At 49.1% G+C, this 13,322-nt stretch carries 14 protein-coding genes; 6 read left to right on the forward strand and 8 right to left on the reverse strand.

Features of this window, described 5'->3' with window-relative positions; genetic code table 11:
- Together L0156_20520 and L0156_20525 are read right to left on the reverse strand one after the other, a co-directional pair.
- A partial coding sequence (locus L0156_20520) for a hypothetical protein (protein ID MCI0605376.1) occupies positions 1 to 237 on the reverse strand: 237 nt, incomplete at its 3' end.
- Positions 238 to 1,212: a DUF1028 domain-containing protein gene (locus L0156_20525; GenBank protein MCI0605377.1), complete on the reverse strand. Its 975-nt coding sequence runs from the start codon at positions 1,210 to 1,212 to the stop codon at positions 238 to 240.
- 118 nt (positions 1,213 to 1,330) lie between these two features.
- Between L0156_20525 and L0156_20530 the strand changes: the two genes are divergently transcribed.
- Both L0156_20530 and L0156_20535 read left to right on the forward strand, forming a co-directional pair.
- Positions 1,331 to 2,722 carry a sigma 54-interacting transcriptional regulator gene (locus tag L0156_20530; protein ID MCI0605378.1) on the forward strand — a complete coding sequence of 464 codons (1,392 nt, stop codon included), beginning with the start codon at positions 1,331 to 1,333 and terminating at the stop codon, positions 2,720 to 2,722.
- A gap of 266 nt (positions 2,723 to 2,988) precedes the next feature.
- Positions 2,989 to 3,177 carry a hypothetical protein gene (locus L0156_20535; protein ID MCI0605379.1) on the forward strand — a complete coding sequence of 63 codons (189 nt, stop codon included), beginning with the start codon at positions 2,989 to 2,991 and terminating at the stop codon, positions 3,175 to 3,177.
- 112 nt (positions 3,178 to 3,289) lie between these two features.
- On the opposite strand, the gene L0156_20540 is transcribed toward L0156_20535, so the two are convergent.
- A complete protein-coding gene (locus tag L0156_20540) occupies positions 3,290 to 4,315 on the reverse strand; it encodes a hypothetical protein (GenBank protein MCI0605380.1) in 1,026 nt (341 codons plus the stop codon).
- A 245-nt stretch (positions 4,316 to 4,560) separates the two neighbouring features.
- Between L0156_20540 and L0156_20545 the strand changes: the two genes are divergently transcribed.
- Together L0156_20545 and L0156_20550 are read left to right on the forward strand one after the other, a co-directional pair.
- Positions 4,561 to 6,459 carry a sensor domain-containing diguanylate cyclase gene (locus L0156_20545; GenBank protein MCI0605381.1) on the forward strand — a complete coding sequence of 633 codons (1,899 nt, stop codon included), beginning with the start codon at positions 4,561 to 4,563 and terminating at the stop codon, positions 6,457 to 6,459.
- A gap of 47 nt (positions 6,460 to 6,506) precedes the next feature.
- On the forward strand, positions 6,507 to 7,013 hold the full coding sequence (locus L0156_20550) for a VOC family protein (GenBank protein MCI0605382.1): 507 nt from the start codon (positions 6,507 to 6,509) through the stop codon (positions 7,011 to 7,013).
- 39 nt (positions 7,014 to 7,052) lie between these two features.
- Here the strand turns inward: L0156_20550 and L0156_20555 are convergent, their stop codons facing one another.
- From L0156_20555 to L0156_20570, 4 genes are all read right to left on the reverse strand, one after another.
- The gene (locus L0156_20555; protein MCI0605383.1) at positions 7,053 to 7,712 is read right to left on the reverse strand and encodes a class I SAM-dependent methyltransferase; all 660 of its coding nucleotides are present in this window, start codon (positions 7,710 to 7,712) and stop codon (positions 7,053 to 7,055) included.
- A 42-nt stretch (positions 7,713 to 7,754) separates the two neighbouring features.
- Positions 7,755 to 8,222 (reverse strand): MarR family transcriptional regulator, encoded by a 468-nt coding sequence (locus L0156_20560; GenBank protein MCI0605384.1) that lies wholly within the window; start codon positions 8,220 to 8,222, stop codon positions 7,755 to 7,757.
- A 121-nt stretch (positions 8,223 to 8,343) separates the two neighbouring features.
- Positions 8,344 to 9,276: a cation-efflux pump gene (locus tag L0156_20565; protein ID MCI0605385.1), complete on the reverse strand. Its 933-nt coding sequence runs from the start codon at positions 9,274 to 9,276 to the stop codon at positions 8,344 to 8,346.
- 27 nt (positions 9,277 to 9,303) lie between these two features.
- A complete protein-coding gene (locus tag L0156_20570; GenBank protein MCI0605386.1) occupies positions 9,304 to 11,400 on the reverse strand; it encodes a S9 family peptidase in 2,097 nt (698 codons plus the stop codon).
- Between the two features lie 119 nt (positions 11,401 to 11,519).
- Between L0156_20570 and L0156_20575 the strand changes: the two genes are divergently transcribed.
- Complete coding sequence (locus L0156_20575; GenBank protein ID MCI0605387.1) at positions 11,520 to 11,999, forward strand: VOC family protein; 480 nt, start codon at positions 11,520 to 11,522, stop codon at positions 11,997 to 11,999.
- Between the two features lie 28 nt (positions 12,000 to 12,027).
- Here the strand turns inward: L0156_20575 and L0156_20580 are convergent, their stop codons facing one another.
- Positions 12,028 to 12,657 carry a DJ-1/PfpI family protein gene (locus tag L0156_20580; protein ID MCI0605388.1) on the reverse strand — a complete coding sequence of 210 codons (630 nt, stop codon included), beginning with the start codon at positions 12,655 to 12,657 and terminating at the stop codon, positions 12,028 to 12,030.
- A 254-nt stretch (positions 12,658 to 12,911) separates the two neighbouring features.
- Here L0156_20580 and L0156_20585 point away from each other — a divergent pair.
- A partial coding sequence (locus tag L0156_20585; GenBank protein MCI0605389.1) for an amidohydrolase family protein occupies positions 12,912 to 13,322 on the forward strand: 411 nt, incomplete at its 3' end.

Here is a 13,322-nt window from a genome sequence, read left to right on the forward strand (position 1 = left end):
TCCAGCGTTCACAAGATAGACGTCCAACGATCCGTCATTGTTGTAATCGAACAAAGCAGCGCCCGAGCCAAGAGACTCCGGCATGAAATAGGTTCCATCTATCCCCGGGTCATGTTGGAACTGCAAATTGCATTGCCGGGTGATTTCCGTAAAGAGTGCTGGTTCGTTTTTCGGCGCCGGAGGTGAGCACGCAGAAATCGTCAGAACAAGGAGAGCAACACAAGCAGACTTGTTCACCTATTTTGATGGACCCACCGCTTTGATTTTCGGAACGTCGGCTGCCGGAAGCAGATCGGACGCCGGAAGGCGATCAATCAATTCATACCAGACACGATCTTTGGCGAAAACTTCTCCGAATATTTCCAGAGCCTCTTTTTGATTGCCGGCCCTGTAAATTCCAAGTGCATACCAGAAGGGAAGTTCTTCATTATCCGGATAAAGAGCGATCGCTGCGTCGTACTCTTTCTTCGCGGAATTGAAGTCTTTCTTTTCGATGAATTCATCTGAGTTACCAAGATGGCGGTAGGCTTTCTGAATATTCCATAACCGCCGGAGTTCTTGCAGTGGTTTGGGATGGTCGTCCACTCGAAGATCGACAAGTTGATCTGTAAAGAAATTGCCGGTCTTCTTCCCGCTGACGACAACGATCGCCGCGGATTGCTGGCCGCGAATATCGCCGCCGGCTTCCTGAGCAGCATCGAGAGCTGCAATCAATCGTTCGGCAAGCTCTCCTTTTGTGCTCTGATAAGCTTTGGCCATGGCAGGCCACACCTTTTCGCTTGCCATCAAATTCGCCTGTACGGAAAAATTTGTTCCGGACTGATGGCCGGCAGCAGCAATCGATTTCGGTCCCGTATGAGCTGCAACGTTCCCTTTGGCGTCAATCATCGCAACCTGACGTCCATCCTTGCCTTTATCGATCGAAAGTAAAGCTTGCAAGGCTTCCTCCGCTGTTTTTCCTTCTCGCATTAGCTGAAGCCCCAAAGGGCCGTAAGATACGTCTACTAAAGATTGCGTTGCCACAACCCCGACGCCTGCCTCTGCCCACGGTACTACAGGACCAACGGTAAAGTAATGAGATTGGACTGCAACACCCATTTCTCCCGTTTCCGGGTCCCTCGCCACGATGGAATAGGTGTGAACCGGGATTTCTGCAAAACAAACATAACTAAACAGGATGAGGAACGAATAAAGTAGAAGCACCCGTTTCATAGCAACCTCCTGCGCGACAGATCGCGCCGTTCGAAACGATGCTACTTTGCACAACAGGAGAAGTCAAAAACCTATCAACCGGATTTTGCGGTCTATTTCAGGTTAATATTAATGTTCGATGTTGATTTTGATTGCGGATTGCTTCGGAAAAATCATCGAATTTCCTCTCACGGAAAACCTGACTGAAATCAAGGCCGGCTCCTTACCGGAAAACCAGCTTTATTTACCATATAAAGGAGTTTCGCGGCATCATTTCACACTGGTTCGAAAAGAGAATCAGTGGCTCCTCAAGGATTCCGGCAGTACCAACGGAACACGACTGAATGGTTTGAGTGTCGTGGAATCAGAAATCAAGGCCGGTGATCTGGTTCAGGCGGGAATTGTCGAATTGCGAGTTTCGAAGTCGGATCAGAACGAACTGGTACAGCTCCTCGAATCAAAAGCTTCTCCAAAAGAAACAGTGAGGACCGACAAAATTGCAAGCATCGAAGAAGCGCAAAATCAGAATATTTTTGCATCGAGCAGGTTGATCGTACCTGAAGGAATGATACTGGGAAAATCTCCGCAGATGGCACAAATATTTCAAAAGATCCATTCCATTTTAGACAGCGACATCAGCGTTCTGCTCATTGGGGAGACTGGCACTGGAAAGGAATTGTTCGCAAAAATGATTCAGCTTTCCGGAAACCGCTCGCGCGGACCTTTCGTCGCAGTGAATTGCGCAGCCATTCCGGCTGATCTAATGGAGGCCGAGCTTTTTGGAATCGGGGAACGAGTTGCCACGGCTGTAAGTCAAAGAACCGGCAAGATCCCGTTAGCAGACAAAGGGACTCTGTTCCTGGATGAGCTGAGTGCGTTTCCGATTGAGCTTCAGGCTAAAATACTACGGGCCATTGAAGAAAAGGCGGTAACCCCGGTTGGGAAACATGTTCCGGCTAAAGTTGATTTCCGGCTCATCTGCGCCACAAATGAAGATCCCCAGGAATTGATCCGCTCAGGAAAATTAAGAGAAGATTTGTATCATCGAGTTGCGTCCTTAGAAATAATGATCCCTCCTTTGCGTGAAAGAAAAGAGGACCTGGGACTGATGATCATTGGACTGCTGCAACAGATTTGCAAGCGCGAGAAAAAGCAGATCGCGGGAATCAGCAAAAAACTTCTTTCTATCCTGACATCCTATTCCTATCCAGGTAACGTGAGGGAGTTAATCAATCTCCTGAATGCGATGGTCGCGATGGCCCATCCTGGCGAGATGCTGGACCTCCATTTAGCGCCGGGAAAATTGGCACAAGAGCCGTCCCAATACGATGTGGTTCAGCCGGATGTTCTATCGCACAGCGAGGACTCGATTGACCTGCAAGATAAACTGGACGAGACCAGCAAATTATGGATTTTACGCGCTCTGAATCGACACGGTGGCAACCTGAGTGCAACAGCAAAATCGCTCCGAATCAGCCGCTTTGGTTTGCGGAAAATGATGAAGCGCTTGAATATCCATTCCAAGAAATGATGAACTTTCGTAACGCCGGCCGGCTGGAAGCCGGCGCTACAAACCGCGAACATGTCCTACTCTTCCTGATATTCAAGTTGCAGCAGAAGATCTGCCAAAAATTTCTTACGTTAACCACAGTTGCGTTTTAACTCCCCTTCTGTTAACTGAGTTGCCACTCCGGCTTGTCAATCCGGTCATGACTGCGCAACAAGGCTCGTCGAGTGCAGTCGCTTTATTGCCATGGCACAGCGGTTGCTAATACAAGAGGTGAAGGAGGAAACGTTATGAACGTCGAACGATTATCAAATACCGAAGTGAATCAAAGAAAGAGAAGTGCATACCGGCTTGGCTCCCACTGTTACATCATAAAGTCAAGCCTTGGCACCTTCTTAGCATTTACATTTCTGGATGCTCTCTATCTCGCCAGACAGATTTTTGCAATCAAGGGTTGCTGGGCTCTCATCAAAGTTTAGACTTATGGGGGATGCCAGATTGAGACCAAAACGGTTCAAAATAGCCCAAAATGATACCATTTTGGCACTTACCGGTTCAAAAAGAACCAAAACGGTGCCAAAATGGTATTGTTTACTGGGTTAATTCAAAAATGGCTGTGATGCTGGAATTCTGAGTCGCTCTGAAAGCGCAGCGCAGAACGGTAGAGTCATTACAAATGGCTGCGGAGCCGGTTCCAGCCGACCATTTTCTAAATGTTGAATTCGAGGCCGGCAAAGCGCGTAATTCGAAGCCCGTGCCTGCGTCAACCGAGGAAGCGCAATCAGAACCACAATTGATTCCTTCTCCCGTTACTGTTCCTGAACCCGATCCGGTTTTGCTTACTTTGATCGTCACAGGTTGCGGAGGTGGGGGAGGCGGCGGAGCAGGAACAGAAGCAATTGTAATTGTCGCGGTGTCTCTGTTGTTACTATCTTCCTGCGCCTCCTGGTTCTGATTGCTTGTATCGAGGCGGACTTCGATGTTGTTCTGACCTGCACTTGAAGGAATTAATTGTTGGAAACTTCTTTGATTCGTTGGGACCGATGTGGACAAAACTGGAATCTCAAAATTCTGCACGACAGTTCCATTCCTCAAGACCTGTCCTGCACATAGGTTCGATGGAACCGTGCCCGTATTGATTACGGAAAAACTGGCCTTGATATCATTTCCTTGCACCGAAAGGCTGAGGCCTGTACCAACGAATTGAAGTTCCGGACATAGAAGCTTCGCACTCAAGGAGACAGATGCCTGATCCGATCCTTCTGTAACCGTCAACGGCGTATTGACTTGAACACAACGCGGAGTCCCAGGGAAAGTGACGTCGACTACTTTGATCTCATTCGGACCAAGCGTTAACTGGCATGGCTGACAAAGCTGTGATCCCGAACCAAAACTGATTGAAAAGAGAGCCGTAACCTGCCTCATGGTTACGGTTAACTGCGTCGCTTGTAGATTGATCACCTTGAAGCTCAACGTTCTGCTTTGGCCAAACGTCAGATCGCCGAAAGACAACGCCGTTTCCGTGACTTGAAAGGCTGGAGCCGCGCAAAGTGTTCCGCAAAGCATCAAAAATGGCACAAATTGAACAAAGTCCCGAATCCATTTTGCAAAAATCATAACCCCACCTCACTATTCTCGCTGATCAAGAGCAAGCTCTTTGCCAACTATAGGTTTCGAAATGCTGAGAGAGTACGATCCTGGAAGCTCAAAAGTTTCAGCAACTACAATTGTTTTTCCGCAACAGGAGTTGCCTTTTTTCTACAGGATTTTTGTCCTAGATAGGCAAATCGGGCCAAACGTTTTTCGCTGGATAGAGTATAGCACGCCGCGGATCTCATGCAGGCTATGCTACATTGGTGGTGATGATCCGGTCGTTGCTGATCCTCTTTTTTGCCGGGGTAGTGCTTTCGGTTTATTTCCTGATTTACCCTGAATACAGCGCGGTGGAGCGTTTGATTTTTGCCGTAACAGTCCTTCTTTATGCAGTGCTCAGCGTAATCAGCTTCGGACTTCGACCAAACGACCACCGCGTTCGAGTTTTTGTTGCCGTTTCTGTTTTTGTGGCGTTCACTTTTGTTTTTTACCAGTTTCCTCCGAAGGGCGCTCAAACGCTCGGGCAACTGCTTTACACGTTTCTTCACAGCGCAGTGTTTATGCTGATGTCTGCACTCTTGTTGCACATGAGCTCTCTCCTGCCGGAAGAGAAACCTGTTGCCGGGCACTATCCTTCTATCATCCGGAACACTTATCTTGCAGCGATTGCCCTTGCCATTTTTGCAACGTTCATTTATGCAAATATTGATGGGCGGTGGATTGCCGCGTTTCCTTCTTCCATCACCGAGTCGAGACGTTTTGTTCGCATTCTGGTCCTGGGGTTTTACGGTTATGCAACATTGGGAGGCTCAATGCTGGTCGCGCATGCCGGATACCTTTCTACATCCCTGTCAGCCAAGCGTCAGGCCATTGCTGTCTGCGCCGGCCTGATGCCGTATGGTTTATTTCGATTCAGCGCAGCGGTGGCTCCCCGTCTCATGAATCTGCCGCTTTACTCAACTTTGGAGACGCTCGTAATTTTTCTGCTACCTGTGGGATTCTTTCTGGCAATCCACGGATTTCAAATGTTTGGAGTCAATGTCCATCTGCGGCGTGGGATTCTACTTGCAGTGACTCTGGCACTGCTTGTTTCAGCCGGTTACATCATCGTGTTGAGCGCGCAACTGCTGTTTCCGAATGCGGTAAATTCGCTCTGGGGATTCACTGTTGTTTGTCTTGTCCTGGGTGTTATTTTGTGGCCTGTAATCCGCAATATGAGCTCTCTGATCGACACTCTCTTTTTTCCAGAGCGAATGGTGTCACGCAAGCTGACGAAGGAGATCGTGGAAAGAGTTGCGGAGTACACAGACATCTATGTGCTGTGCAAGGTTTTCACAGATCACATTGCCGAAGGAATGGGATCGAATTCTGTGGCAATTTACGTGGTCAATGAGGATGGTTCGTCGTTTCACCTTGCGGGCTCGGCAGGAGATCAACCGAAACTGACTCACATCGACAGCGTTGATGCCAACCGTGCAATCGCTGAAGGTGGAATGGCTGACTCAAACGGATGTTACGATCACGTGCTCGGGATCTCGTTTCGCGATCGCACAAACGCTTTACTTTGCCTTGGGAAGAAAAAAACGGGGGAACGTCTTTCCCGCGCCGAACTTGAGGAACTCCGTCTTGCTTCATTACAGGTTTCAGCCATGATTGAAAATGCGCGACTGTTTGCTCTGGCAACGCGCGATTCTCTTACAGGGTTGTTTCGTCGCGCTGTATTTGATGAGAGACTCGCATCAGAAGCTTCGCGAAGCGTCCGGGAGAAAAAAGCATTTTCCGTGCTCATGGTGGATATCGATAATTTCAAAAGCATCAATGACACCTATGGCCATCATGCGGGAGACCAGGTGTTGCGAGCAGTTGCCGGAGCGATTCGGGATAACAGCCGCAAAATCGACACTGTCGCCCGATACGGTGGGGAGGAATTTGCGGTTCTGCTGCCGGTGACAGACTGCGCCGGTGCGGTGGTTGTGGCTGAGAAAATGCGAAGCGCCATTGCCGAGTTAAAGATTCCAGTTCAGGATCGCATCTTGCAGACCACAGTTAGCATGGGCGCGGCCACATCATGGGATGGAATTCTAACCGCAGAACTGGTTTCAAAGGCAGACGATGCGCTCTATAAGGCAAAACGTGCCGGAAAAAATCGAGTGGAAACCAACTCTTAGTATCGCAACGGCTCAATGATAGCATTCTCTAATAAGGAGGACTTCCAATGCTCGCAAAGGGAATTTGTTCTAAAAGATTTTTTTTACTACTCATGGTTTCTTTCTTGATAGGACTTTCTTTCGGCCGGACCGAAGAAAAATCCTCCAGCAATCATGTGCCGCGTTTGTTTCGCGTAATCCTTCCGGTTTCCGATATGGCTAAAGCAGTGAAGTATTACACCGAGTTGCTGGGAATTCAGGGGCAACAGGTATCACCCGGGCGCCATTACTTTTCGTGCGGCGGCGTGATCCTGGCTCTCGTGAATCCAAGAGCAGATGGCGACCCATGGGATGCGCGTGCGAATCAGGACCACATTTATTTCGCCGTGTCTGATCTGGAGGCTGTTTACGAGCGCGCTGTTCGCGTCGGCGGCCTCGCAACCAAGATCGATCATGGAATGGCAATGGGGAAGATTGAAAAAAGACCATGGGGAGAACGGTCCTTCTATTTGAAGGATCCTTTTGGCAATCCTCTCTGTTTTGTCGATGAGAAGACGTTGTTTACCGGCAGGTAATGCAGCAAAAATACTGAATTGCCTGGTGCATGTGGGGGTTTATGAGGCGCGGTAGAAAGCTGTCCTCCAGAAGAGCATCGTTCCTTCCTCTACTTTACTGGCCTCTGTGAAGTTCGCTCTGCGCAGCAAGGCGAGCACTTGAGCTTCGGAATTGTCTTCCAGTAAACGACTCGAGTGAATCCAGCGCGAAAACCTTCCTGCGCGATTCTGTTCCGGCCTGTGAAAATCCAAAAGATGGAAGTAGCCGTTGGGCTTCAACACCCGGCGGACTTCACGGAGCATGCCCTCCTTTTCTTCCTTTTGCAGATGGTGAAACATGAAGGAAGAAAACACCCGGTCAAACGAGTCTTCCGCGTAGGTAAGGTTTTCCGCAAATCCCTGATCGAACCGGATATCGAATCCAACTTTTTCGGACTTCCGTTTTGCCCTCCCCAGCGCCCGGGGATCCGGATCGATTCCTGTGATATCGACATCCGGCTGATTCTTCTTCATCAACAGAGCGAGAGTCCCCGTCCCGCAACCAACGTCCAGTACCCGCTCTCCCGTTCCAATCGAGGCCTGCAGCACAAGCTGCTTTCTGGCGCTATCTCCGCCGAGGAGCTTCACGAGCGGGTCATAGAGCGGCAGAAACAAATGATGTCCGGCCGCAGGGATGAAAGCCTTATGTGCGTGTACGATACTTTCTATTTTTGTTGTCATGATTCCTCCTAAGATGTATATACAACATTCGTATTCATTTTTTTAATGAGTGGAACCCCGGAGAGATACCACAGCTTTTTCCAGACTGAGAAGACCTTTCTTGCGCAACAGCGACTTCGCTTTTTCTTGAGCCTGATTCCACGCGGGGACGGTTGTTTCAAGCAGCTTTTCTCCTTTGGGAGTCGCAGCCAGACAGTTGCTCCTGCCGTCTTTGCCCGGCAAACTCCGCAACCAGCCGCGGTCCAGCATCCTGATCACGTCGCGGCTGAGCGTGGACTTATCCAGGTGCAGCGCCCGGCATATCGCCTGTTGCTCTGCCGTACCCATTCGGCACACAGCAACGAGAATGTTCAACTGACTCACGGTGATCCCAAAACTGCGAAATGCTTCGTTGTATAGCCTGGTCACCGCGCGATTCAGAAGCCGAAGCCGGAATGCGATGCACTCTTGAGACATACGCTCCGCAGCTCCTCGTTCCTTTTTCGCATTTACTTTTCTCGTTTGTGCCATGATGATTTAATTGTATATACAACTATATGAAAAAAGCAAGTTCCGGTGGGCATTGTGTCCAAGAACTAGCGTTTTCAAGAGCTGCGTCCAGTTAACAAGAAGGAGAAAATAATCCGGAAGTTTACTCCGCGCTCCTTCTGGTTGTTGAGCGGGGAACAATCAGGATATCGCTATTCGGGATTGTTTGCTGAAGATGATCCTGGATCCGTGCGACAACTCCGCGTAACTCGCCCATTGTCTTATCAGGCGCAAAACCCAGGGTAATCTCAACATGGATGACATTGCCGGACCTGCGTGTGCGCACCGCGATCAATTCATCGTAATCATCGAAGAATTTGGCCAGCGTTTGATTAACGTGTATCTGCATCGGCTCAGCAATAGCGCGGTCCAGCATATCCGGCAACACCTCGCGCAACAGGCTAATGGCTACCACGATCATGAATCCGGAGACCATCACAGCGCCGACACCTTCTGCGATTTGTCCTATCCTCGGGTCTGAGGTATACATGTGAATCGCAACACACGAGACAACCACCATCGAACCCAGAGCCTTGGCAAGCCGCGCGCGAAAGTGAGAGAGCACAATCACAGAAGGCTGATCACGCAATGCGCGCCACAGAGGCAAAAGGGGGTAAGAGTTGATGCCCAGATTCAGACTCACGAAGACGACGGCCAGGGCTGCGAGAAACGGTGAAGATGGTGATTCCGGTTGGCTGACAAACGCGCGCCAGATAATGAAGCCTGCCGCGAATAGGAGCAGAACCGCAACAACTCCTGAAAGGGCACGCTCCAACTTGCCGATACCATAATCGTATTCGCCGGAATATCCGCGATTAGCCCGGCGCAACGTGCGCAGTGAAAAGCAGATAACAATCAGCAATAGCGATCCGCGAACGACTTCTGCGATCATCGCCAGCGAACCGACCAAGATGGCGACAACCAAATAAGGGACGATCAGCAGCATATCGAGCCAGATGACAAGAGCGAGTGCGCGCTCCTGTTTGATCTGGCCTTCAGTTAGCTTCCTTTGTTGGGCTTGATCACTTCGCGCCAAGGTATTCCTTCTTCCTGCAAGCTTATATCATTTGACCGTAGAAAGTTGATCCAGAATGAAGGCATAATTCACGGCCGTGTTTTTTAGCCGATCGTACCGCCCCGATGCGCCACCGTGGCCTCCACTCATGTTGGTGATCAACAGGAGCGGATTCTTGTCTGTTTTCAATGAGCGCATCTTCGCCACATACTTCGCCGGTTCCCAATACATAACCTGACTGTCGTTCAAGGAAGTCTGCACCAGAATCGCTGGATAGTCCTTCGCTGCCAGATTATCGATCGGCGAAAATAGCTTCATGTACTCGTATTGCTCTTTGATCTTTGGATTTCCGAACTCCTCAAAATCTCCTGTAACCAGCGGTATCGATTCATCCAGCATCGTAATGATTGCATCCACATAAGGGACGCGATTGATGACGACTTTAAATAAATCGGGACGCATATTGGTTACTCCACCCATCAACAGTCCTCCGGCGCTGCCCCCTTCGATTGCCAGTTTCTCCTTCGAGGTGTACTTGTTTTCGATTAAATATTCCGCTGCCGTGATGAAATCGTAAAACGTGTTCATCTTGTTCAGCAGACGGCCTGCATCATGCCACTCCTTTCCGAATTCTCCGCCGCCCCGAATGTGAGCGATCGCTTCGGCAAAACCGCGATCGAGAAGGCTCAAGGAGTTTGAAGAGAAGCCCACATCGTATGAGGCCCCATAGGATCCGTAGCCATGCAGCAACAGCGGACCCCTTCCGTCTTTTTTGAAGCCTTTCTTGTACACAATCGAGATCGGGATTCTGGTCCCGTCTTTTGCGCTAGCATACAAGCGCTCCGAAGTATATTGGTCCGGATCATAGCCTCTCAGCACTTCCGTTTGCTTCAACAAAGTCTTCTGCCGCGAATCCATGTTGTAGTCATAAACGGAATCCGGTGTGATGAAGGATTCATAATTGAATCGAAGCAGATTTGTGTTCCATTCAGGATTGTAGGAGAGATAAGTGCTGTAGACCGGTTCAGAGAATTCGATGGAATGCGAATCTCCGGTTTTGAAATTGACGATTCGAATCCGTGGGAATCCGTTTTTTCTTTCCGATAGCACGTAGTGGTCCGCAAAACAATCCACCGACTCCAGCATTACATCCCGCTGTTGCGCGATCACTTCTTCCCAATTTTTCTCTTCCACTGAATCGACCGGTACTTTTACCAGACGAAAATTTTGGCCTGTATCGTTCAAACGGATATAAAAATGATCGCCATGGTGATCCACGTTCAGCTCAAGATTTTCTTTTCTGGGTGCCAGAACATTCCACTCAGCCATTGGGCGGTCCGCGCTCAGGAAACGGATTTCAGTCGATGTGGAACTGCCAGAAACGGCAATCAGATAATTCCTGCTCCTTGTGCGCCAGCCAAAAAGATTGAAACGCGCGTCCTTCTCTTCATGTAACAGTTCGCTGGTTTTCGCACCGAGCACATGACGATACAAGCGATAAGGCCGTTTGGCAGCATCTTTGGTGATGTGAAAAAGGGTTTTATTGTCGGCAGCCCAGAAGACGCTTCCCACATCATCCACGCGATCCGGCAGGAGCTTGCCGGTTCTCAGGTCTTTTATGAAAAGGTTGTAAACTCGAAATCCGGTTTCATCGGTTGAATAGGCGAGCAGATTTCCGTCATCACTGATCTCAAAGTCGCCAACGTCCATGAATTGTTTTCCTTCGCCGAGTTCATTCAGATCAAGCAGGATTTCCTCTGCTGCGTCCAGAGACCCTTTCTTTCTGCAATAAATCGGATACTGATTCCCTTGAACAGTCCGGCTGTAATAGAAGTACCCGTTATTTCTGTAAGGGACGGAAAGATCGGTCTCTTTGATCCTGGAAAGCATTTCTTTGTATAGTTTTTCTTGCAGCTCTTTCGTATGAGCGAGCATCTGTTCCGCGTAGCGATTCTCCGCGTTCAGATACTCAATCACCTCGGGATTCGTTTTTTCGCGCAGCCAGAAATAATTGTCGGTTACTTCATCCTGATGGATCTGAATCAGTTTTGGCTTCTTCGCTGCAACAGGCGGCTGGATCACTTCCGAAGCAAAAAGTAAGGATGCTGATAGAAATAAGGCGAAAAGTGCTTTTGCGTATTTCATGGCGTCTATTATACAAAGTAGCGCGGACGTCTCGTCTGCGCAGGCGGGACGCCCGCGCTACTTGTCGATTTTGAGCGGGGCGAACGACAATCATTAGACTTGCATTTAAGGAGGATATGATGCAAAAAATTACACCGTTCTTGTGGTTCGACGACAAAGCTGAAGAGGCTATGAACTTTTACACATCCATTTTCAAAAATTCCAAAACCGGGAGCATCGTTCGTTATGGAGATGCGGGACCGGGACCGAAAGGGAGCGTATTGACCGCGGAATTCGAGCTCGAAGGACAGAAATTTATTGCGTTAAACGGTGGCCCGCAATTCAAATTCACCGAGGCGATCTCCTTTGTTGTGAGCTGTGAAACTCAAGCAGAAATAGACGAGTTTTGGGAAAAGCTTTCCGAAGGCGGACAAAAATCACAATGTGGCTGGCTCAAAGATAGATATGGTTTATCCTGGCAGATTGTTCCTCCAATTTTGGGCCAGATGCTACGAGACAAGGATCCTGAAAAGGCGAAAAGGGTCATGGAAGCAATGCTTCAAATGACGAAGATTGACATCAAAGCTCTAAAACGAGCCTATGAAGCCTCCCCTGAATAAGGGCGAAGAGTCAATAAACGATCGTCTGTTAGGGAACTTGCCGCCGGTATTCAATGTAGGTCGCAGTTTCATCAGCAACGGCTTTTCCGAACATTTGTTCAACGATGTGGAGCGCCATATCGATACCGGCCGAGACACCCGCTGATGTCATGATGTTGCCGGAATCCACAAAGCGTCGATCGTTGAGCACTGTGATGTTGTGCTGGCCGGCCTGGTTGATCGATTGCATGAGTTCGATCGCTCCCCAGTGAGTGGTCGCTTCCATTCCATTCAAAAGTCCGGCTTTGGTGAGAAGCAGCGCGCCTGTGCAAACCGAAGTCGTAAGCGTTGCGCTTGAAGAAACATTCCGGATCCATTCAAGAGTTTCTTGATCTGAAAGAAGAGACCTCGTTCCAAAACCTCCAGGAACAACAAGCAAATCTATTTTGGGATGGTCCGAAAAAGAATAATCAGGCAACACCCCTAAACCGCCGGTCGCTATGATTTTCGATGTGGACTTCGCAACGGTAAATACTTGAAAGGGAGCGGAGTCATTTGATCGTCGCGATTCAATTCCGGGCGTGATCCGGGTACGGGAGAAAACTTCGAAAGGGCCGGCAAAATCCAGAACTTCCACATCGGGAAAAAGGAGAATGCCTGTATTCAGTCGCTTTGTCATGTTGTATATGATATCAGGGAACCTAGGAGCGCAGGCTTCCAGCCTGCATTATGGGCCTCTGGCCTGCTCTGATAAGGATTCGGATGTCTCATCGAACAGCGATAACAGCGATCTTAATGATTCTACTTCTCACTAATTCTTTCATTGCGGGCACCGAAAAAATCCGGATCATGCCGCAAAAATGAAGGCAAATAAAATGTCCATGATTCCCACTCTGAAACTCTTCAGCGGGCCGCATTATTTTCAATTACATTTTGAAAGAGGTCGGAGTTTTTTCCGAAGCGGGAGGACAAATTCTGTTCGGCACTGATGTTGGCTACATCAAAGATTACGATCCGACGCAGGAATATGAATACATGGCGCAGGCTGGTTTAAGCTGGCAGAAAATTTTAGCATCCCTCATAATATCGCCTGCTGAACGGTTCAACGAATCCAAGCGAAGAGGTCGAATCGCAAAAGGAATGGATGCGGATCTGGTCGTGCTCGCATCCGATCCTTCAAAAAACGTAAAAGCTTTTTCGCAGGTTCAATATACGATTCGCGCGGACCGCATTATTTACAAAATCCTAGCCAAGGGGCTGCCGCCCCTTGAAATCCCCGCGCGCGGGATAATGCGTCTTTATGGAGTGGACCAAGTGGCGCGCGGGGATTTGGAAGTCAGGAGA

This window comes from bacterium (assembly GCA_022616075.1).
Lineage (GTDB): Bacteria > Acidobacteriota > HRBIN11 > JAKEFK01 > JAKEFK01 > JAKEFK01.